Annotated in this window: 15 protein-coding genes; 7 read left to right on the forward strand and 8 right to left on the reverse strand. The window is 57.8% G+C overall.

Features of this window, described 5'->3' with window-relative positions:
• Positions 1-324 precede the first annotated feature (324 nt).
• A complete protein-coding gene (uvrA, locus tag H6F75_RS23245) occupies positions 325-3,405 on the reverse strand; it encodes an excinuclease ABC subunit UvrA (RefSeq protein ID WP_190754987.1) in 3,081 nt (1,026 codons plus the stop codon).
• 1,064 nt (positions 3,406-4,469) lie between these two features.
• Here uvrA and H6F75_RS23250 point away from each other — a divergent pair.
• Positions 4,470-5,594 (forward strand): glycosyltransferase family 61 protein, encoded by a 1,125-nt coding sequence (locus tag H6F75_RS23250; RefSeq protein WP_190754989.1) that lies wholly within the window; start codon positions 4,470-4,472, stop codon positions 5,592-5,594.
• 131 nt (positions 5,595-5,725) lie between these two features.
• On the opposite strand, the gene H6F75_RS23255 is transcribed toward H6F75_RS23250, so the two are convergent.
• Together H6F75_RS23255 and H6F75_RS23260 are read right to left on the reverse strand one after the other, a co-directional pair.
• The gene (locus H6F75_RS23255; RefSeq protein WP_190754991.1) at positions 5,726-7,258 is read right to left on the reverse strand and encodes an AAA family ATPase; all 1,533 of its coding nucleotides are present in this window, start codon (positions 7,256-7,258) and stop codon (positions 5,726-5,728) included.
• An 85-nt stretch (positions 7,259-7,343) separates the two neighbouring features.
• A complete protein-coding gene (locus tag H6F75_RS23260) occupies positions 7,344-8,186 on the reverse strand; it encodes a DUF1361 domain-containing protein (RefSeq protein ID WP_190754993.1) in 843 nt (280 codons plus the stop codon).
• Between the two features lie 144 nt (positions 8,187-8,330).
• Between H6F75_RS23260 and H6F75_RS23265 the strand changes: the two genes are divergently transcribed.
• From H6F75_RS23265 to fni, 4 genes are all read left to right on the forward strand, one after another.
• On the forward strand, positions 8,331-9,806 hold the full coding sequence (locus H6F75_RS23265; RefSeq protein ID WP_190754995.1) for a peptidase S10: 1,476 nt from the start codon (positions 8,331-8,333) through the stop codon (positions 9,804-9,806).
• Between the two features lie 316 nt (positions 9,807-10,122).
• Positions 10,123-10,533, forward strand: a complete 411-nt coding sequence (locus tag H6F75_RS23270; protein ID WP_190754997.1) for a tellurite resistance TerB family protein — start codon at positions 10,123-10,125, stop codon at positions 10,531-10,533.
• 147 nt (positions 10,534-10,680) lie between these two features.
• Positions 10,681-11,226, forward strand: coding sequence for a bifunctional pyr operon transcriptional regulator/uracil phosphoribosyltransferase PyrR (pyrR, locus tag H6F75_RS23275; RefSeq protein ID WP_190754999.1), 546 nt, complete (start codon positions 10,681-10,683; stop codon positions 11,224-11,226).
• A gap of 88 nt (positions 11,227-11,314) precedes the next feature.
• Positions 11,315-12,358, forward strand: a complete 1,044-nt coding sequence (gene fni / locus H6F75_RS23280; protein ID WP_190755002.1) for a type 2 isopentenyl-diphosphate Delta-isomerase — start codon at positions 11,315-11,317, stop codon at positions 12,356-12,358.
• Positions 12,359-12,656: 298 nt separating this feature from the next.
• Here the strand turns inward: fni and H6F75_RS23285 are convergent, their stop codons facing one another.
• From H6F75_RS23285 to H6F75_RS23305, 5 genes are all read right to left on the reverse strand, one after another.
• A complete protein-coding gene (locus H6F75_RS23285) occupies positions 12,657-14,168 on the reverse strand; it encodes a mannitol dehydrogenase family protein (protein ID WP_190755004.1) in 1,512 nt (503 codons plus the stop codon).
• Positions 14,122-15,324 (reverse strand): sn-glycerol-3-phosphate ABC transporter ATP-binding protein UgpC, encoded by a 1,203-nt coding sequence (gene ugpC, locus H6F75_RS23290; RefSeq protein WP_190755006.1) that lies wholly within the window; start codon positions 15,322-15,324, stop codon positions 14,122-14,124. The genes H6F75_RS23285 and ugpC overlap by 47 nt, the downstream gene beginning before the upstream one ends.
• Before the next feature lie 194 nt (positions 15,325-15,518).
• Complete coding sequence (locus H6F75_RS23295) at positions 15,519-16,340, reverse strand: carbohydrate ABC transporter permease (protein WP_190755008.1); 822 nt, start codon at positions 16,338-16,340, stop codon at positions 15,519-15,521.
• Between the two features lies 1 nt (position 16,341).
• Positions 16,342-17,259, reverse strand: a complete 918-nt coding sequence (locus tag H6F75_RS23300) for a sugar ABC transporter permease (RefSeq protein WP_190755011.1) — start codon at positions 17,257-17,259, stop codon at positions 16,342-16,344.
• A gap of 138 nt (positions 17,260-17,397) precedes the next feature.
• The gene (locus H6F75_RS23305) at positions 17,398-18,759 is read right to left on the reverse strand and encodes a sugar ABC transporter substrate-binding protein (protein WP_190755013.1); all 1,362 of its coding nucleotides are present in this window, start codon (positions 18,757-18,759) and stop codon (positions 17,398-17,400) included.
• 167 nt (positions 18,760-18,926) lie between these two features.
• Between H6F75_RS23305 and H6F75_RS23310 the strand changes: the two genes are divergently transcribed.
• The gene (locus H6F75_RS23310; RefSeq protein ID WP_190755015.1) at positions 18,927-19,727 is read left to right on the forward strand and encodes an SDR family NAD(P)-dependent oxidoreductase; all 801 of its coding nucleotides are present in this window, start codon (positions 18,927-18,929) and stop codon (positions 19,725-19,727) included.
• Between the two features lie 106 nt (positions 19,728-19,833).
• Positions 19,834-20,823 (forward strand): sugar-binding domain-containing protein, encoded by a 990-nt coding sequence (locus H6F75_RS23315; RefSeq protein ID WP_190755017.1) that lies wholly within the window; start codon positions 19,834-19,836, stop codon positions 20,821-20,823.
• Positions 20,824-20,863 lie beyond the last annotated feature (40 nt).

The raw sequence follows: 20,863 nt of genomic DNA on the forward strand, positions 1-20,863 counted from the left end.
ATGGCGTCGATGACCTTTTGCCTCAAATCGAGGCTGTAGGGTTTGGGCATAGCACTTGGAGGAAAATGTCTCTGCTTATAGCTTACGTCCTAACTCACATGGCTGTAGCTATACTTCGGTGCTGCTGGTCCTGGTCAATCCAGAGCCAGGACAAGATAACTGGGAGTCACCACCCAGGCTTCCTCACATGCCCCGCGAAGAACTACTTTCTTGGTGGCAGCCAGTGCTGTGAGTTAGCGGTCTAGAACGCGAGGAAATCGCTGGAAAACTGTGAATTGTCCAAAAAGGACGAATCCGAGTACGCCTAGAGCCACAATGAGTGCGTCATCCAGCCGATGCCGCTTTATTTACGACGGGATGCTGCTCTAGCACCTTGGCCAGGTACTGGCCGGTGTAAGAACCAGCCATCTGAGCTACCACCTCGGGGGTGCCCACTGCAATCAGCTCGCCACCGCGATCGCCCCCCTCCGGCCCCAGGTCCACAATCCAGTCGGCGCAGCGAATGACGTCCAGGTTGTGCTCAATCATCAGCACCGAGTTGCCCTTGTCCACCAGACGCTGCACCACGTCCAGCAGCTTGTGCACGTCGTAGAACGACAGCCCCGTGGTCGGTTCGTCAATCAGGTACAGGGTTTTGCCGGTCGAGCGGCGGGCCAGCTCTGAGGCCAGCTTCATCCGCTGGGCCTCGCCACCGGAGAGGGTGGGGGCTGTCTGCCCCAGGCGAATGTAGCCCAGACCCACATCCACCATGGTTTGCAGCCGGCTGGCGGCCTGAGGAATATTCTCGAAGAACCCAAGTGCCTCTTCGGCGGTCATATTCAGCACGTCGGAGATATTCTTGCCCTTATAGGTGACTTGCAGAGTGTCGCGGTTGTAGCGCGCTCCCTTGCAGACCTCGCACTGCACATACACATCAGGGAGAAAATTCATCTCGATCACGTTCACCCCCTGGCCGCCACAGGCCTCGCAGCGCCCGCCCTTAACGTTAAAGGAGAACTGCCCCGCTTTATAACCTCGCGCCTTGGCCTCGATGGTTTCGGTGAACAGGTTGCGGATGACGTCGAACACGCCGGTATAGGTGGCAGGGTTGGAGCGGGGCGTGCGCCCGATCGGCGACTGGTCAATGACGATCACCTTATCTAGCGCCTTGAGCCCGTCCAGCTTGTCCATGTGCTTGGGGAAGGGCACCTTGCTGCCAAAGTGGTGCTGAAGGGCCGGGTAGAGCAACTCGTTTACCAGGGTCGATTTGCCCGAGCCCGAGACGCCAGTGATGCACACCAAGGCCCCCAGGGGCAGTTCGACATCCAGATTTTTGAGGTTGTTGCGGCGAACATTTTTCAGGGTAAGCGATCGCCCATTCCCCGGCCGCCGCTCTGCCGGCGTAGGAATTGACATCCGCCCCGACAGGTAGGCTCCCGTGAGGGAATCCTTCGCCGTCATCAGGGTTTTGAGATCGCCCTCGGCGACGATCGCCCCGCCGTGCACCCCCGCCCCAGGGCCAATATCAACTAAATAATCGGCGGCTCTGATCGTGTCTTCGTCGTGCTCCACGACAATGAGCGTATTGCCCAGGTCGCGCAGGCGGTGCAGGGTGTTGAGCAGGCGATCGTTGTCGCGCTGGTGCAGACCAATGCTGGGCTCATCCAGCACGTAGAGCACTCCGGTGAGGCCTGAGCCGATCTGGGTGGCCAGACGAATGCGCTGGGCCTCGCCCCCAGACAAGGTCATGGCGGTGCGGTGCAGGGTTAGGTAGTCTAAGCCCACATCCATCATGAATTGCAAGCGGGCGCGAATCTCGCGCAGCACCAGTGCCCCGATCTGGAGCTGCCGGGCCGAGAGCTTGGGGGCCTCGCCCTCTTCGCCCACTAGGTTGCGAATGCGGCTGAGGCACTCGCGAATGGAGACGTTGGTGAGGTCGCTGATCGAGTGAGGGCCAATCCGCACCGCGTTCGATTCGGGCTTGAGCCGGGTGCCGTGGCAGACCTCGCAGGGCTGGTCAATCAGGTATTTTTCGAGCTTTTGCTTGTGCAGCTCGGAGGTGGCGTCTTTATACTGCCGGTCGAGAATGGGCAGCACCCCCTCGTACTGCCGCTGGTAGCCCTTGCGCTCGCGGTAGCGGGAGTCTGACTCAATGTAGATTTTCTCGTCGCTGCCATAGAGCACGATGTGCTGCTGCTCGGGGGTGAGCTGATCCCACCGGCTCTGGATCTCAAAGCCAAAGGCCTGACCGACGCTGTAGAGCAGCGAGAAGTAGTAGGTGTTGTCTTTTTCCGACCAGGGGGCGATCGCCGCGTAGACCGGCAGGGCCGGATCCGGCACCACCAGCTCCGCTGAAAAGGTGCGCAGGCTGCCCAACCCGTGGCAGTGGGGGCAGGCCCCATAGGGCGAGTTAAACGAGAATAACCGGGGCGACAGTTCCTCCATCACCGCGCCGTGCTCGGGGCAGGCGAAGTTTTCGGAGAACACCAGCTCCTTGGGCTGGCCGTAGCTGCCTTCGGCCTCGGCGGCCTGGGGCAGGCGGTCGGTTAGCGACACGACGTTGCTGCCCGGCTCTGTAGTAGCCGTCTCCTGGGGCTTCTCCGCCAGAATCTCGATCATCGCGATCCCCTCCGATCGCTTCAGGCAGGTGCGCAGCGAATCGGCCAGGCGATCTTGCAGGCCCTCTTTCTTCACCAGGCGATCGACCACCACCTCAATGTTGTGGCTGTAGTTTTTGTCGAGTTCAATGTTATCGGTCAGCTCGCGCAGTTCGCCGTTGACCCGCACCCGCACAAACCCCTCAGAGGCCAGGCTAGAGAGCAGCTTTTTGTGGGTGCCCTTTTTGCCCCGCACTACGGGGGCGAGAATTTGGAAGCGGGTGCGATCGGGCAGGGCCATGACCCGATCGATCATTTGGTCGATGGATTGCGGGGAGATGCTGCGATCGCAGATCGGACAGTGGGGATCGCCCGCCCGCCCGTAGAGCAAGCGCAGGTAGTCGTAGATTTCAGTGACCGTACCCACGGTCGAGCGCGGGTTGTGGGAAGTCGATTTTTGGTCAATGGAAATGGCTGGGCTCAGCCCCTCGATCGCGTCCACATCGGGCTTATCTACCTGGCCAAGGAATTGGCGAGCGTAGGCGCTGAGGGACTCCACATAGCGGCGCTGCCCTTCGGCAAAAATAGTGTCAAAGGCCAGGGATGACTTGCCCGAACCAGAAACCCCCGTAAACACAATCAGCTTGTTGCGAGGAATCTCCAGGTCCAGATTCTTCAGGTTGTGCTGCCGGGCTCCCCGAATGCGAATGACGTTGTCGTCAATGGCGGCGTGGTGGTGGGCGAGGCCGGTGTGCTGGTTGCCATTGGTGGACGCTCGGCCTTTGCTAGAGGCAGCGGTTTTCTTGGCGGAAGCGTCCGATTTGGGCATATCTGGGGGCTTAGTGAAAACGCTTTATCAATTTAACATTTATAAACACTTGTCAAGGTTGTCACCACGGGGGATGGGGCGCTAGCCGCCAACCCAGTAAAGGTCCTTAGATGCATTGATCCCCGCTACGGACTTAGCAGGCGCTCCGCACTATTAATATCGATCGCCTTCCGCAATCCTCGAACCGTGGGGGTGACTAGGCGGCATCGGAGTAGGCAAGCGACTTTTCGATGAGGCTGGTGGACAGACAGGCGAAGTAGGGCATCGCATCGATGGGCGATCGCCAGTCGCTCAGCTAAGGACTCACCCACGGTAGGGGCAACCCATCCGGTTGAATGCACCAGAGCTTCAGAGAAGGTATTAAAAATGCGGTATACAGTAGAGCACTTTGCTAGTCGATGTTGACGTAAGCTAAGACCCTACAATGTAGGATCCATAAGAAAACCCAACGCCGTCAACCACTGAGGCCGCTGTTGTCACACTTATCAGCTCGGGTTAACCTTGGGCCTAACGTTCCCTTAACGTTCGCTGCTCAATGGTGAAGGAACCATATGGCTAAGGTTTGTAAACACTAATACGGGGGCGATCGCCGGTAAAAATTGATTTGGCGTGCCAACTTTACAGATCACTAATTAAGTTCTGTTTCTTTGGACCACTTTGAGTCCTGAAATTTCTTACGTTGACAGTGATGTCTGGAAGCCTCGCTTATTTTGCTGCCGGATGTTACTCAAGAGAGAAGTCAAGTAACTAGATCACCCCTCAACTAATGAAAGCAAAGGCAATCGTTGCGATTAACCGACTTGAGTTGTAAACTTGGCACAGCTTTAGTGTAGCACTCATATTTCTTGCCAGAGGCACGGGTGAGTGCACACAAAGGACCCCTAAGGAAAGCTTAAACTGTCAAGATACAATCAAGGTTGCAGATTATTTCATCAAAACTTTAGAGTATATAGTCTGGCAATTGCAGAATTGACCGTAAAGACTTTTATGTCTATTAATCATGCTCTAAAGAGCGAAGGCCATCCCTTTAAGTCCATTAAATTTTATTAGAAAGAGAGCCAGGTATGGGGTTGTCATTTGTTGAAGTTCTGCCTGAGATAAAAATTCCTGCTTCAATGATTTTTTCTCACCCCACGGCGCTAGGAGATACGTTGCGCCCTGCAATTGAAAGAATATTTCTTCCTGAGGAATGCTTACATCCCTTACAGGTCAAAATCGACGTCAAAACCGGCCAGACTGGCCCTAGAAAACCAGGTTCTAAACGCTCTAAACTCTATAAAGCACTTTGCAAAGCTGTAAAGGGGACTCAGGTATTAGACTATCCAGAAAACTTTTTGTTTGATGGTCGACCAGAGCTAGATACCAACATAGGGCACATCATTGAAAACTTGGCGGCTCCGGCTTTGCTGGCAAAGCAAATGCTGAGTAAGCGTTTGGGCCAAGACGTAAATGTTCACGTCATTCTTAGAGAACGAGCACCGAATTTGGCTCGTGAAGTCTTTGAGACGTTGAGTATTCCAGTAATTTACACCGATGATAGCGTCTATGGCGAAGTGATCTCTATGTCAGTCGCTCGCTCTGATGCAGCAACTGGTACAGAAGCACCCCAGTTCTTCCCGATCATCAATCAAAAACTAGTTGCTGAGATTGATTCAAAGCTTTACAACCTCCATGCAGCTCTGTTTAACGAGGTTGAGTTTTCGGGCTATGAGCCTTTGGAGGCCGAGAAAATTTTTATTCCTCGTAGAGGAAGTCGCTGTTTACTTAACAACGACGAAGTAGTCCAGTTTCTCGAAGAAAAGGGCTTCAAAACTTACTACTTCGAAGACTTAACCTGTGCCCAAAAATGGTCGATTACCCGCGATGTCAAGGTCGTGGTAGCTGTCCATGGTGCCGCCCTTAGCCATATGGCTTTTAATCGCTTGGGGCTGCAAAATCCTGAGCTGCTCGGTAGCGGAGTTAAAGTAGTCGAACTTTACTCTCCGGGGTGGTCAAGTCGCTGGGCTCATCGCCGCCATGTCAGTGGGTTGAATGGGCAGTGGTGCGGTGTTCGTGGTCAGGTTACCCCAGAGTTTTTGAAGACTATAGACTTTCCTAAGCTGCCCAATGGGGTTGTTCGACCGTCGCCAAACTCCTTCAAGATTGACTGTGCATCTCTTCAAATGGCGCTTGATTATTTAGACGCTTAAATCACCAAGCTTTGATGAATTTCCACGCGTCAGGTTGGTTCTGTTGACTTTTGAGATGTGGTTTGGCAGGACGTGAATGGCTCATTGGTAGTTCGCCAATAACCGTGAGTCTAAATAGGGCACAAGCGTTGCTATCGCGCTGCTACAAACCTTTCCCGAGCTGTGGTTCGCAGCCGCTGGATGTCTTCTCGACGGGTAACTGACAGGGGAACAGTGCGTTTAATCTCTTCGAGCAGCAGGGTAGTGTCGGCGGGGCGATTTTCGTAGAGCGCTTGGTAGTGGGCGGTGATGATTGCCTGTTCAATTTCGGCTCCGCTGAAGCCTTCGGTGGCAACGACCAATTCGCTGAGATCAAAGGTTTTAGTACCGTGCTGCCGTCGCCCTAGGTGAATGTGCAGGATGGCATGGCGCTCGTCGGCCTCGGGCAGATCGACAAAGAAAATTTCGTCAAAGCGGCCTTTGCGCAGCAGTTCTGGTGGAATGGCTGAAATGTCATTGGCGGTGGCTACGACAAAAATTTCCTGAGATTTTTCTTGGAGCCAAGTGAGGAAGTAGCCGAATAGACGACGGCTAAGCCCGCCATCGGCTTCGCTGCTGCTTTGACCCATGCTCTTTTCGATCTCGTCGATCCACAGGATGCAGGGGGCCATGCTTTCGGCCATGGTGACGGCGCGGCGGAAGTTTTTGTCGGACTCGCCGATGTACTTGTCGTAGAGGCGGCCGGCATCGAGCTTGAGCAGGGGCAGACTCCACTGTCGGGCGATGGTTTTGGCGGCCAACGACTTACCACAGCCTTGAATGCCCACGATCAAAATGCCTTTGGGAGCAGGCAGGTTGTATTGACGAGCTTGGGGTGTAAAGCCCACTTTGGCGTAGGCTAACCAGCGCTTGAGCCCCTCAAACCCACCTAGCTCGGCCAGGTTGGTTTCGGGCGGAAAGTAGTCGAGTAGACCCTCTTCGTGAATCACTCGGGCCTTGCGCTCCAGTACCCACTTCACATCACTGACATCGAGTTTGCTGTCATGCCGAGCCGCATAGGATACGACTTTTCGAGCTTGGTGTAGGGTCATGCCCTGGAGAGCTGACACCAAGGCTCGAACATCATCCGGATTTAAATTAATTGCGACTTGACCTTGGAGGGTCTTCACTGTCTCGGAAATAGCTTTATAGAGTTCTTCGGGTTCGGGCAGCTTGATATCTACATAGACAGCGTTCTGTGCAATGGTTAGCGGCAGAGCATAGCCGCTGCCGCTGAGCACCAGCGTTGAGCTGTTGAAAGAAAACTGTTGGGATACTTCTCGAAACTGACGGGCAACTACCGGATCTTTGAGGTGTTCAGCGAAGTCTTTGAGCCAAAAGATGGCCTTGAAGCTCATCTCTTGAATGTGGCGCAGCATGTCGAGGGGTTCGGTGGTTTTGGGCAGGGCTTGACCGCGCTTGGTGCCGGGGGGCGCATACTCGTTTTGCCAGCGGTGGTCGGGGCTGACGGGCGATCGCATCAGCCCCTGGGCAACGCTCCACTCGAATACAGCCATCTGCATGTCAGTGCAGGCGGCGCTAATCAACCCCTGTACCCGTTCTTCTTCTACCGTGTCGATGACTATGACCGGGTGAAAGGAGGTCACCAGAGTTTGAAAATGCTGCACGCTGGCCTTAAAAGACATGGTTGGCAGAAGTAACGTTAGGGCTAATGTGCCCGCTTCTACCGGCAATGTCCGCACTGGGCCATCTGGTTGAGGTTGCTCAGGCTTAATCGAGCACGTCAATACCCTGACGAGCGTAGCGAATGCGCAGCTTTAGCCCCAGGGTGATCTGCTTGAGCACCCAGTAGAGGCTGGCCAAAATGATAAAGGTGACAAAAATAACCGCCGCCGGCCGTTTTGACGTGAGCGCATCTAGGGTGTCGGTAAGCACGCTGGTGGGAGCAGTGACAATATCCCAGCTGTTGAGTCGCAGAAATCGCCCTAGGTAAATGCCTACGGCACACAGGGCGTGGATGGTGAGCTCAATGGGTAAAATCAACGCTCTGGCACCGTGCTGCTTGAGGTAGCTTGCCAGGTTGAGAATGGAGATCACATAGGCCTCAAACCCCAGTAGAATGGCTGCTGCGTGTAGGGGAATAAAGACCAGGGCCACCACCCAGACCGGAATTTCCCCAGAACTGGTGCCGCGAATCAGGTGAATGATATCGGTCAGCACATAGGGAGCGTTGGGTAAAAAGGCGAAGAACACCACCAGCCCCACCCACCAGAGCCAGCCCTTGGGAGTTTGCTGCTTCTTGAAGATTCTGATGGTGAGGGCAGCGGTCAAGGCGATGACAACCAGCAGCCACAGCAGGGTGGCTGCGCCGCTGGCTTGAAGCAGGTTAAATAGGCCTCGCCCTACGCGGGGCATGCGAGGCAGCACCCCTGCCACTCCACAGGCGCCCACCACGATCCCCGCCACCCACCACCATGGCTTTGGTATGGCCTGGCGGCGAAAGAGACCAAAGCTCAGCAGCAGCGGAACAAACGCTAAAAATAGGTTCCACAAAATCCAGCCGCTGTAGACGTTGTTAAAGGCGCTGGCGATGTCGAGCAGGAGCCATCTCATCGCGGGGTAACTCCTAAGGCAGATTGGCTTAACCCAATTTAATCGTTAGTGAGCCATGTGTCTGCTTCTGGGCGAGTGGGGATGCGCGATTCTGAAGGCGACCGACCGCGCTATAACAGGTAGAGTCTTCAACCCCGCATCTTCATGCCAGATCACACCCAACGTCAGGGCAACACCACCGAGCACATGCTGGGCAACCAGGCCTACACCGCCTCAGCCCAGTGGCAAACCCTCTACGAACATGACAAGCCCGTGGCCGAGCTGTTTCACGTGGCCTACACCATTGCCAACCAAAACCCAGCCCAGCGACCGATTACCTTTGTGTTTAACGGGGGGCCAGGGGCGGCATCGGCCTACCTGCACGTGGGGGCTCTAGGTCCGCGACGGGTGGTGTTTAACTCCGACGGCAGCCTGCCGCGCCCGCCGGTAGAGGTGGCCGATAACGACGAAAGCTGGCTGAGCTTCACCGATTTAGTTTTTATTGACCCCGTGGGCACGGGCTTTAGCCGCGTTTTGCCCCAGGACGGCGACAAAGCTGAGAAGTCTGACGATAAGCCCGCCGACAAAGGGGCGGACAAACCCGACGAAAAGGCGAAAAAATTCTGGACGGTCGATCGCGACCTCAACGCCCTGGGCGAGTTTATCCAGGGCTATCTCTCGGCTCACCACCGCTGGCTGTCGCCGGTCTTTATCGCCGGGGAGAGCTATGGCGGCTTTCGGGTGGCGAAGCTTTGTCGCAAGCTTCAGCAAGACTATGGGGTCGGCCTGTGCGGGGCCATTCTGATCTCGCCGGTGATGGAGTTTATGCTGCTGGAGGGCAACGACTACAGCCTCAGCGGCTGGGCGACGGTAATTCCTTCGATGGCGGCCACGGCGGTCCATCACGGGCAGGTTGATACCACCGACAGCCCCATTGCCCACGGGGCCAAGGCCGCCGACTTTGCCCGCAAATCCCTGATTCCGCTGTTGGCTTTAGGCAGCACCGCCTCTGGCGAAGACCAGCAGCGAGTCTTTGGTCAGCTGGCCCATCTGATTGGCCTGCCGCTGGAGGTGGTGCAGCGCCACCGGGGCCGCATCGACATCGTGGTGTTTGCCCGCGAGCTGCTGCGCCACCAGCAGCGCATTTTGGGTCTTTACGATGGCTCGGTTACTGCGATCGATCCCTTCCCCGATCGCCTGATGCACGAAGGCACCGACCCCACCCTAGAGGGCATCGATCGCTTGTTTACCGGCGCTATCAACAGCCACCTGCGCTCGACTTTGGGCGTAAACACTACCCTGACCTATAACCTGCTCAGTTTTGAGGTGTTTAAGGCCTGGGAGTTCTTGCCTGAAAGCGAGTATCGCCAGGGCTTTGTGGGTTCGGTAGACGACCTGCGAGTGGGCATGGCCCTCAACCCCTACCTCCAGGTTTACATCACCCATGGCATCTACGATCTGGTGACGCCCTACTTTTCCTCAGAGCACCTGAGGGATTTGATGAACCTCAACCCGGATCTACAGCCAAACCTCACCCTGCGGCATTTTCAGGGGGGACACATGTTCTACACCTGGGCTGAGTCGCGACAGCTCTGGTTTGAGGACATGCAGCGGTTTTACCAGCGGGCGTCGGGCAAGTAGGGGACGGCCAAAAAAAACCGACAGTCCCTTGCGGGCTTGCCGGTTGGTTGTGTGTTCCCTGTAGATGACTCGGCTAAAGTTGAGTCAATTTCAGTATCTCTGGAAGGTTCCTGAAAACCTAGCGGATTTATCACGGCTAACGGTGAGTTTGATCACAAAGTTACGTATTTTGGCGGATGCCACGGAGAGACATAGGGGATCAGCCGAAACACGACTCCAGGTAAAGACTCCTCACAACGGGATTGCGTCGCGTCGGCTTTAGGGCAAAAATAGGGGCATACAGGGCTTTGTGCCAAGGATACCAGGAAAAATCGCCATGACCGAGTCATCCATGGGCACCGCAGAGGCGCTGGCCAGCATTGCGCTAGTGGCGATCGCCGCCGACGGCTACCTGGCCGACCAGGAGGGTCAGGATATGACGATGCTGCTGTCACGCATGGCGTTGTTTAGCAGCTACTCCAAAGACGCCGTGCACCATCTGTTCGATCTATTGCTGACGCGCCTCAAAAATGAGGGGCCGGGGGTAATGGTCGACCGGGCCAAGGCCGTTTTGCCTCAGGATTTGCGGGAGACGGCCTTTGCGGTCGCCACCGACCTGGTACTGTCTGACCGCACCGTTACCCCCCAGGAGCAGGCGTTTTTAGAAGACCTGTACCGAATTTTAGAGATTCCCAGCCCCCTGGCCCAGCAGATTGTCCAGGTGATGACGATCAAAAATCGGGGCTAGACACGGCTGAACAGAATGGCGGTCTGCGATCGCTTCAGACAGATTTCTGGGGCGATTCTCAGGCGCTTTGCCTCGCTGGTGGGTCTGCTCTAGCTGCCCCTGTAGGTCAGGTATAGTGAGGCTTTACGGCTGCCGGGAGGTCGGGGCATGAATACAAGCAGCAATGTAGTCAAGATTTTGTCGGCGGAGGAAATGCGCCGCACGCTGAATCGACTGGCGTCGGAGGTGGTGGAGCGGGGCGGCGACCTGAGCCGTCTGGTGCTGCTGGGCATTTACACCCGAGGCGTGCCCCTGGCTCATTTGCTGGCCCAGCAGATTCAGCGGTTAGAGGGGGTAGAGCTGCCGGTGGGGGCGCTCGACATCACCCTCTACCGCGATGACCTGGATAAAATTAGCACGCGCACTCCGGCCCGCACCGAGATTCCCTTCGACATCAGCGATCGCGTGGTGGTGTTGGTGGACGATGTCATCTTTAGCGGGCGCACCATTCGCGCTGCTCTCAATGCGGTGATTGATTACGGCCGGCCCAGCGCCATTCGCCTGGCGGTGCTGATTGACCGGGGCCATCGGGAACTGCCCGTGCGCCCTGACTTTGTCGGTAAAACCCTGCCGACGGCGAAGGATGAGTCGGTGAAAGTGTTTTTGCAGGATACGGACGGGCGAGATGGGGTGGAGCTTTTGAAGCGGGTCTAGGAATGGGGGTGTTACGTCTGGTGTGCGATCGCGCCAAAAGCGTCCCGATTTTTCCTAGGATAGGGAGCGTTGATTTTGCAAAACCCCTGTGACTCTACTGCCTGTCGCCCATGAGACCCAGGCCCGCAAGGCCGACCACCTGCGCATTTGCCTGGAGGGGCCGGTGCAGTGTGCCCAAGTCACCACCGGGCTAGAGCACTATCGGTTTACCCACTGCTGTCTGCCAGAAATCGACTATCAAGATATCGACTTGAGCACGGTGTTTTTGGGGCATCGGCTGGAGGCACCGCTGCTGATTTCGTCAATGACTGGGGGCACCGAGGCGGCGCATCAGATCAACCGGCGGCTGGCGGTGGTGGCCCAGCGCTATGGGTTGGCGATGGGGGTCGGCTCCCAACGGGTTGGGGTCGAAAATCCTGACGTGATGGAAACATTTGCGGTCAGGTCAGAGGCTCCAGACATTCTGCTGCTGGCGAATTTGGGGGCGGTGCAGCTCAACTACGGCTACGGTCTGGATCAATGCCGCCGCGTGGTAGACAAGCTGGCAGCTGACGCGCTGATTCTGCACCTCAACCCGTTGCAGGAGGCGGTGCAGACGGGGGGCGACACCAACTTTAAAGGCCTGCTGGCCAAGATTGAGCAGCTCTGCGCGGTGCTGCCGGTGCCGGTAATTGCCAAGGAGGTCGGCAACGGCATTTCGGCCCCCATGGTGCGGCGGCTGGTGGAAGCCGGGGTCGCGGCGGTGGATGTGGCCGGAGCTGGGGGCACATCCTGGGCCAGGGTAGAAAGCGAGCGGGCGATCGATGCCCACCAGCGACGACTGGGGCAGACCTTTGGGGAATGGGGTTTGCCCACGGCCGACTGTATTGTCCAGGCGCGGCGGGTGGCCCCGACCCTGCCGTTGATCGCCTCGGGCGGGCTGCGTCACGGGCTGGATGTGGCAAAAATCCTGGCCCTAGGAGCCGATTTGGCGGCGCTGGCGATGCCATTTCTGCAGGCGGCGAGTGAGTCAGAGGAGGCCGTGGCGGCTCTAGCAGAGGTGCTAATGGCCGAGATTAGGACAGTGCTATTCTGCACTGGGCAGGAAAGTTTGACGGGGCTCCGCCAGGTAGGGGTGTTGGAGCGAGACTAGGCCAGGTTCGTCGATTGTATTGCAAACGCCCCTTGGGTTAGGGCAAGTTCGACTTAGGAGCATTGCACTGCAATGCCCCTGGCAAAAGGTCTGACTCTATTTAACCTGAGTTCGGGATAAGCTCGGTATTGCAGCCGCTGTGTGCCTTCGCTTGGCTGGCGTTGTAGCCCTCTCCCTAAATCCCTCTCCCTGAAGGAGAGGGATTTTGAGCGCTTCCGGCTCCCCTCTCCTCGTGGCAGAGGGGCTGGGGGAGAGGGCTGCCGGGGAACATCGCTACCATGCGTAACTCGAACTGAGGTTATTTAGCTGGAACAGTCTCAAGCAGTTTTGCCAGAGTGGCCTGGGTTCCCAACTCATGGAGTTGGTGTAGGTACTGGGTCACCGTTTCTACAAGCCGCGAGGACTGGGGCAGGTCGCCAAAGATCTCTGTCAGATCCAGCAGCGGCATGGGGTCAGTGCCGCCCGATCGCGCCCGTTCCGATAGCGTATCTGCCATGGGGTCATCGATCGGCATGGCATGGCCCTGATCGTCTTTGCCGCTGAGGTAGCGGAACCAGGCGGCAATAGTGAGACTCAGGTAATCGATCGCGCCATTCTGGTCCAGCTTGTCGCGCAGGGAGCCGAGGGCCCACTTGGGGATCTTGGCCGAGCTGTTGAGGCAGAGCCGGGGCAGCTGGTCGCGAATTTTTGGGTTCGAGAACCGTTCTACCAAGGTCTGTTTGTACTGGCTGACGTCGATACCGGGCACGGGGTGCAGGGTGGGGGTGACTTCATCCATCAAGCGCTCGACTGCCTGGCGAATCTGGGCGTCGGCCATCGCTTCGTGAACGTAGGCGTAGCCCTTGAGGGAGCCGAGATAGCCGATCAGCTGGTGGCTGGTGTTGAGCAGCCGGATCTTCATCATCTCGTAGGGATGAACATCGTCGGTCATCTGCACGCCGACGCTCTCCCAGTCGGGGCGTCCGGCACTAAAGCGATCTTCGACTACCCACTGAAGGAAGGGCTCAGCTACTACGGGCCAGGCATCGTCAATGTCGAACTGGTCGGCGACCATTTGCAGATCGCCGGGGGTAGTGGCAGGGGTGATGCGATCGACCATGCAGTTAGGAAAGGCGACGTTCTCTCTAATCCAGCCGCCCAGATCGGGGTTTTGCAGCTGGGCGAAGGCAGTCAGCATTCTGCCTACCATGTCGCCATTGCCCTGAATGTTGTCGCAGGAGAGCACCGTGAAGGGCGCGATGCCCCGCTGCCGTCGCCGCTCTAGTGCCGCCGTGAGAAAGCCGTAGACCCCCAAGGGCTGGTCAGGGTTTTGCAAGTCGTGCTGGATGGTGGGGTGGTTGGCGTCGAACTCGCCGGTACCTTCAACGACGTAGTAGCCGCCTTCGGTAATGGTCAGGGTGACGATGCGGCACTGGGGATCGGCCAGGGTGGCGATTACGGCCTCGCGGTCGGCGGGGGCGAACAGGTATTGGGTAATTGAGCCGATGACGCGGGCGTTGTCACCGGCAGGCGATCGCTCCACCAGAGTGTACAAACAGTCCTGGGACGCCAGGGCATCGCGCATTCTCTGGTCAAACTCCAGCAGGCCGATGCCGCAGATGGCCCAGTCGCTGCCGGGGTTTTGCTCCAGATAGTTATCCATATAGAGCGCCTGGTGGGCTCGGTGAAAGCCGCCGACGCCAATGTGGACAATGCCGGAGGTGACGGCGCTGCGCTCGTACCGAGGCACGCGCACCCGATCGCTCAACTGCGAGAGCGATCGCTCATTCAGCTTGACGAGGGACTTCGCGGGGTTGGATGGGCTGTTCATAGGTCTGCTCTAGCGTGGCTTCGGTGTGTAGCGGGACTTCGGGATGGCGGGTGAGGCTGAGGGGATGGCGCTCGGCTTTGGGAATCGCTTGGCCCTCGCCATCAAACAGGTGGCAGACGCTGCCGTCGATGGTGACAGGGACGCGATCGCGCACCTTGGCCCGACTGTTGCCGTCGGTCTGCACGATAAAGGTGTCGCCGCCAGCGACCTTGACGTAGAGGTAGGTTTCGCCGCCGAGGCGCTCCACCACCAAGACTTCGCCCATCAGGGTGGGGTTGGTGGCATCGATCCGCAGGTGCTCGGGGCGGATGCCCAGGGTGGCGCGATCGCCCGCCATCAGCGTTCTCGGCTGCACCGGAATGGTAATGGTGGCATCGCCCGGCAGGCGCACGGTGGTGCCAGAATCTTGCACCCCGGTGGTCTGCACCGAGAGAAAGTTCATCTTGGGCGAGCCGATGAACCCGGCCACAAACAGGTTGCGGGGATGGTGGTACAGCTCCAGCGGCGAACCAACCTGCTCGACCACACCGCCCTGAAGCACCACAATCTTGTCGGCCAGAGTCATGGCTTCGACCTGGTCGTGGGTGACGTAGATCATGGTGGATTGCAGGCTTTCGTGCAGCCCCGACAGCTCGATACGCATCTGCACCCGCAGAGAGGCATCCAGGTTCGACAGGGGCTCATCGAACAAAAACACCTTGGGGTTGCGCACCAGGGCTCGGCCGATGGCGACCCGCTGGCGCTGCCCGCCGGAGAGCTTGCCTGGCTTGCGATCAAGCAGTGGCTCCAGCTGCAAAATCCGGGCCACATCCCGCGCCCGCTCCATGCGCCGTTCCTTAGAAACCCCGGCCAGGCGCAGGCTAAAGGCCATATTTTCGGCCACGGTCATGTGGGGGTAGAGGGCGTAGGTTTGAAACACCATCGCCAGTCCCCGCTGGTCGGGCGGCACATCGTTCATGCGCTCGCCATCCACCAGCAGGTCGCCCGAGGTGATGTCTTCTAGACCGGCGATCATGCGCAGTAGGGTCGATTTGCCACAGCCGGAGGGGCCGACAAAGACGACAAATTCTTTGTCGTGAATATCGAGATTGACGCCTTTAATAACTTCGTTATCGACGTAGGTTTTATGGATGTCTCTTAACGTGACGGTTGACATGGGTGGCTCACCTTATTGATGGGAGAAAAGAAGTTTTAAGCTGCTGTAGGGTGGATGGAACGGAGTGTTGGCGCAGCCTTGCCGAAGGCAATAAACCAATGGCTGATCTAGGTTTGTTGGGTTACGCTGACACTTCACCCAACCTACGGTTTTGGCTGGTGGGCAGTGCCCACCCTACGACTACGACAGGTCATCTACTTGACGGCCCCAAAGGTGAGACCTCGTACCAGCTGTCGTTGACTGACCCAGCCAAAGATCAGAATGGGGGCGATCGCCATGCTAGAAGCCGCCGACAGCTTGGCCCAAAACAAACCCTGGGGGCTAGAAAATGACGCAATAAACGCCGTCAGTGGAGCGGCATCAAAGGTGGTCAAATTGAGGCTCCAGAAGGCTTCATTCCACGACAAAATAATCGAGAGCAGGGCGGTGGAAAAAATTCCCGGCAGGGCCAGGGGCAGCAGCACATGCACCAGTTCCTGATAGGTGGAAGCGCCATCCATGCGATCGGCTTCGAGAATTTCCTTCGGCACTTCCTTGAAGAAGCTGTAGATCATCCACACCACAATCGGCAGGTTAATCAGGGTGTAAATGATGACCAGGCCAATGCGGGTGTCCAGCAGCCCTGTCTCCCGCGCCAGGATATAAATTGGCACCAGCACGCCCACGGCGGGCAGCATTTTAGTCGAGAGCATCCACAGCAGCGTGCTCTTGGTGCGCTTGGTGGGGAAAAACGACATGGCGTAGGCCGCCGGAATTGCCAGCAGCAGCGACAGAATCGTTGCCCCGAGGGAAATCACCACGCTGTTCCAGGCGAAGTTGAAGTAAGAGGCCCGGGTCTGCACCGCCACATAGTTTTCTAGGGTGGGCCGAAAGAACAGCTGGGGCGGTGTTGCCACTGCCGCTACCTCGGTTTTAAAGCTGGTGATAAACATCCAGAAAATCGGGAAGAACAGCAGGCAGGCCACTAGCCAGCCCAGCAGGGGAATCCACCAGCGGTGGGATTGCTTAGTTGCCATATCAAGTGTCCAAATTACGAGCAACACTGCGCATCAGGAAAATCGCCACGATGTTGGCCAGCACGACGGCAATCAAACCGCCCGCCGAGGCCCCACCGACGTCGAATTCCAGCAGCGCTTTGAGGTAGATGTAGTAGGCCAGGTTGGTGGTGGCGAGGCCAGGGCCGCCCCCGGTGGTAACGAAGATTTCGGCAAAGATGGTGAGAAAGAAAATCGTCTCGATCATGGCGACCACGGCGATCGCCCGGTTGAGGTGGGGCAGCACCACAAAGCGGAACAGCTGCATCGCGCTAGCGCCATCCATGCGGGCCGCCTCCATCTGATCGGTATCCAGGGACTGAATTGCCGTCAGCAAAATCAGCAGGGAAAAGGGCAGCCACTGCCAGGCCACAATGATGATGATCGCCAGCAGCGGGAAGTCGGCAAACCAGTCGATCGCCCCCAGGCCCAGCCCCCGCGTAATCTGGGCAAACAGCCCGTTGACCGGGTGCATCAGCATGTTTTTCCAGATCAGGGCGCTGACCGTGGGCATGACGAAAAAGGGCGAAATTGCCAGCACCCGCGCTATGCCCCGACCGGGAAACTCCTGGTTAAACAGCACCGCCAGCACGGTGCCGAGGCCGATGGTAATCGCCAGCACCGACACCACCAGCACCAGGGTGATGCCGATGGAAATCCACAGGGTCGGGTCGGTGAGAATGTAGGCAAAGTTGGCAAAGCCGACGAACTCACGATTGTCGGGAATCAGCAGGTTGTAGCGCTGGAAGGCAAACCAGATGGCCATCGCCAGCGGCACAACCATCCAGAGCACCAGCAAAATCACCGATGGCGCGACCAGCAGCCGGGCGGGAATCGAGCGGTGCGATCGCGCCCGCGCAGGCGGCGGTTGTTGAGGTCTTGTTGCTACAGAGGAAGTCATTGTAGGGAGAGGGGTGGAGGGTGGATGGGTGGATGAGTGGGAGGGTGGATGAGTGGGGGAGTGTTGGGTATTAGGTGTCAGGTGTTGGGAAAACCCATCTACCCATCTACCCATCTACCCATCCACCCCCCTACCCGCCTACTCGATATAACCCGTGTGTCGCATAAACCGTTCGGCGACGGTCTGTGACTGCGCGATCGCCTGATCGACTGAGACCTGATTGGTCAGGGCGGAGGCCATGCGCTGGCCGACCTGGGTGCCGATCGCCTGAAATTCAGGAATATCCACGTACTGCACGCCCTTGTAGGGGGTCGGCAGTGGGGAGGGGTTGGTGATATCGGCGGACTGGATGGAGGTCAGCACGGTGGCGGCGAAGGGAGCGGCGGCCTGGTAGTCAGGGTTTTCGTAGGTGGAGGTGCGGGTGCCCGGTGGGACTGAGACCCAGCCGTACTCATCCGCGACTAGCCGGACGTACTCCTTGGAGGTGGCCCAGGCGACGAAGCGCTCGGCGGCTTCAGGCGACTGCGACGTGGCTGGAATCGCCAGCGCCCAGGACCACAGCCAGTTAGAGCCATTGGGGTAAGACTCGACCGGGGCGCGGGCAAAGCCGAGGCGATCGGCCACCTGCGACTGCTCGGGGTTAGAGAGCAGCCCGGCGGCGACGGTGGCGTCGATCCACATGCCGCACTTGCCGGTGGAGAATAGAGCCAGGTTTTCGTTAAAGCCGTTGGAACTGGCTCCGGGCGGCCCGTACTGGTTCAGCACGTCTACGTAAAAATTGACGGCGTTTTGCCACTCGGGGCTGTCGATGGTGGGCTGCCAGTCCATATCGAACCAGCGGCCGCCGAAGGTGTTGACCAGGGTGGTGAGAAAGGCCATATTTTCGCCCCAGCCCGGCTTACCCCGTAGGCAAATGCCGTAGACGCCGTTGGTCGGGTCGTGCACCTGGCTGGCCCATTCGCCTACCTGGGCATAGGTGGGGTTGGTGGGCACCGTAATGCCCGCTTTGTCAAACAGGTCGGTGCGGTAGTAGAGCATTGAGCTTTCGCCGTAGAAGGGCACCGCGTAGAGGGTGTCTTCATAGGAAAGCCCAGTGCGAATTGGGTCGATCAGGTCGTCGACATCGTACTCAGCGGGGAGCCCGTCGAGCGATCGCAGCCAGCCCCGCCTGGCCCAAATCGGCGTTTCGTAAGACCCAATCGTCAAAACATCGAATTGACCGCCTTGGCTGGCCACATCGGTAGTGGTGCGCTGGCGCAGAATGTTTTCCTCTAGCACTACCCAGCGCAGTTCGATGTCGGGGTTGTCGGCTTCAAACTGGCTCGACAGGTCTTGCATCACCACCATGTCGCCGTTGTTGACGGTGGCAATGGTGAGGCGAGTGCGGTCCCCGGCTTGGGGGCCGGCTGAGCAGGCATTGACAAGCTGCACTAGCAGTAGGCCAATCAGGAATGCCACCAGCCCTCTGGCACGCATTCGGGCGCGGCAAAATAGGCGCATCGCACGGCTCCTCGGATTGCTAAAAAAATAAACTAAATTGAATTTATGCTCTGGTCATGGGCAAAAGCCCAATAATGGAATGATACTGATGTCGCTTCCCAAAGATGAGGCGCTCAGTTGTATTCGCAACAATTCTTGATTGCAACCCCAACTGTGAGGCCAGCTTTATGAGCGCGATCGCCACCTATGATTTCCAAGGCAAAACCATTCTGATCACCGGCGGAGCGGGGGAAATCGGCAAAGCTACCGCCCACCGATTTGCCGCTAACGGAGCCACAATTGTGTTGCTGGATATTAACGAGATGAGGCTGGCCGAGGTTGCCCAGGGGTTAAAGGACTACGGCAACCCCGTGTACACCGTGCGCTGCAATGTCACCGATGCTCAGGAGGTGGCCGAGATGTTTGCGATCGCCGTTGAGCAGGTGGGCCAGCTCGACTATGTGTTCAACAATGCTGGCTACCAGGGCGTGTTTGCCAAAACCAATGAGTACCCTGAGGAAGACTTCCAGAAGGTGATCGACATCAATGTGGTCGGTGTATTTCACATTCTCAAGGCTGCTGCTCAGCACCTGCGGAAGGCTGGTGGGGCGATCGTCAACATGGCTAGTCACGCCGGGGTGGATGGGCCGCCCAATATGCTGGCTTACGCCGCCTCTAAGTTTGCAGTGGTTGGCATGACCCAGACGGCGGCCAAAGACCTGGCCCCCTACGGCATTCGCGTCAACGCTCTGTCGCCGTCGCTGATTGGCCCCGGCTTCATGTGGACTCGGCAGACAGAACTACAGGCGGGGGTAGGATCGCAGTATTTTGACGCCGACCCCAAGGTAGTCGAGCAGCAGATGATAAACTCAGTGCCGCTGCGCCGCCTGGGCCGGTTAGAAGAAGTTGCCAGCGGGGTCGCTTTCCTAATGAGCGACGAGGCCAGCTACATCACCGGGTTCAACTTGGATATTACGGGAGGACAATAGGAATGAGCAAATATTCTCTAGAAGATAAAATGCTCATTCTCTCTTTCGGTAGATCTTTAACCGAATAAGATCACCCTTGGGGTAGTGGTGGATTTGGAGGTGACCAGTGGGAGATACGTATGCAGAGAAGCGCGATGGTCGGAGGCCGGCCCAGCAGGGCCATCGCAAACTCGACCTGGCGGCCCACGCCGCCTGGCTTTACTACATCGCCGGTAACACCCAGGAAGAAATTGCCGCCAAGCTCAACGTGTCGCGGCAGGCAGCCCAGCGCCTAGTGGCCCTAGCTGTCAGCGAAAAGCTGATCAAGTTTCGCCTCGACCATCCCCTCAGCCACTGCATCGCCCTGGCTGAGGCCCTGCGGGATCGGTTCGCTCTATCGATGTGTGAAGTCGTGCCCGACCCCGCCGTCGGTGGTGACCTCTACAACGGCCTGGGCGTCTGCGCGGCGACTTACCTGGAAACCTATCTAGTTGCCAGAACCCCTTCCATTCTGGCCTTTAGCTCGGGGCGCACCCTGCGGGCCATGGTGGATCAAATTCCCTCAATGGATCAGCCTCAGCACAAGATCGTTTCGATTGTGGGCAACATGTCGCACTGCGGGCTGGCCGGTCGCCACGAGGTGGTCATGCATCTGTCTGATCGGGTAGGGTCACAAACCTACCCGGTGCCCACTCCAGCGGTGGCCAACAGCGTGGAAGAGCGCGACCTGTTGCAGACCCAGCGATCGTTTTTGGCGGTTAAAGCCCTGGCGGAGCAGGCCAAGGTCACCTTTGTTGGCGTCAGCCACATCGCTTGGAACGCGCCCCTGCACGAGGATGGCTTTATCAACGATGCCGAACTGACCGAGCTGATTGAGCTGGGGGCTGTAGGCGAAATTGCGGGTTGGGCGTTCAACTCCGAGGGAAAGTTGCTGCAAGCAGGTACCAACAGCCGAGTTGCGGGTGTGCCCCTAGAGCAACCAGCCCGGCGTCTGATCATCGGCGTCGCTGGGGGCATGCGTAAAGCCGAAGCTATTCTCGCCGCCCTGCACGGTCAGCTGATCAGCGGGCTGATTACCGATGAAGCGGCAGCCACGGCAATTTTGAAGAAGGGCTGACTGTGACCTGCCCGAGATTGGCTGGCTCGGCTGGATTTGG

It is taken from the genome of Nodosilinea sp. FACHB-131 (genome assembly GCF_014695395.1).
In the GTDB taxonomy this organism is placed as follows: domain Bacteria; phylum Cyanobacteriota; class Cyanobacteriia; order Phormidesmidales; family Phormidesmidaceae; genus Nodosilinea.

Excerpts from the sequence above, each read along its gene's own strand:
- uvrA (WP_190754987.1), bottom strand. The coding sequence starts at position 3,405 with ATGCCCAAATCGGACGCTTCCGCCAAGAAAACCGCTGCCTCTAGCAAA.
- H6F75_RS23250 (WP_190754989.1), top strand. The coding sequence starts at position 4,470 with ATGGGGTTGTCATTTGTTGAAGTTCTGCCTGAGATAAAAATTCCTGCT.
- H6F75_RS23255 (WP_190754991.1), bottom strand. The coding sequence starts at position 7,258 with ATGTCTTTTAAGGCCAGCGTGCAGCATTTTCAAACTCTGGTGACCTCC.
- H6F75_RS23260 (WP_190754993.1), bottom strand. The coding sequence starts at position 8,186 with ATGAGATGGCTCCTGCTCGACATCGCCAGCGCCTTTAACAACGTCTAC.
- H6F75_RS23265 (WP_190754995.1), top strand. The coding sequence starts at position 8,331 with ATGCCAGATCACACCCAACGTCAGGGCAACACCACCGAGCACATGCTG.
- H6F75_RS23270 (WP_190754997.1), top strand. The coding sequence starts at position 10,123 with ATGACCGAGTCATCCATGGGCACCGCAGAGGCGCTGGCCAGCATTGCG.
- pyrR (WP_190754999.1), top strand. The coding sequence starts at position 10,681 with ATGAATACAAGCAGCAATGTAGTCAAGATTTTGTCGGCGGAGGAAATG.
- H6F75_RS23285 (WP_190755004.1), bottom strand. The coding sequence starts at position 14,168 with ATGAACAGCCCATCCAACCCCGCGAAGTCCCTCGTCAAGCTGAATGAG.
- ugpC (WP_190755006.1), bottom strand. The coding sequence starts at position 15,324 with ATGTCAACCGTCACGTTAAGAGACATCCATAAAACCTACGTCGATAAC.
- H6F75_RS23295 (WP_190755008.1), bottom strand. The coding sequence starts at position 16,340 with ATGGCAACTAAGCAATCCCACCGCTGGTGGATTCCCCTGCTGGGCTGG.
- H6F75_RS23300 (WP_190755011.1), bottom strand. The coding sequence starts at position 17,259 with ATGACTTCCTCTGTAGCAACAAGACCTCAACAACCGCCGCCTGCGCGG.
- H6F75_RS23305 (WP_190755013.1), bottom strand. The coding sequence starts at position 18,759 with ATGCGCCTATTTTGCCGCGCCCGAATGCGTGCCAGAGGGCTGGTGGCA.
- H6F75_RS23310 (WP_190755015.1), top strand. The coding sequence starts at position 18,927 with ATGAGCGCGATCGCCACCTATGATTTCCAAGGCAAAACCATTCTGATC.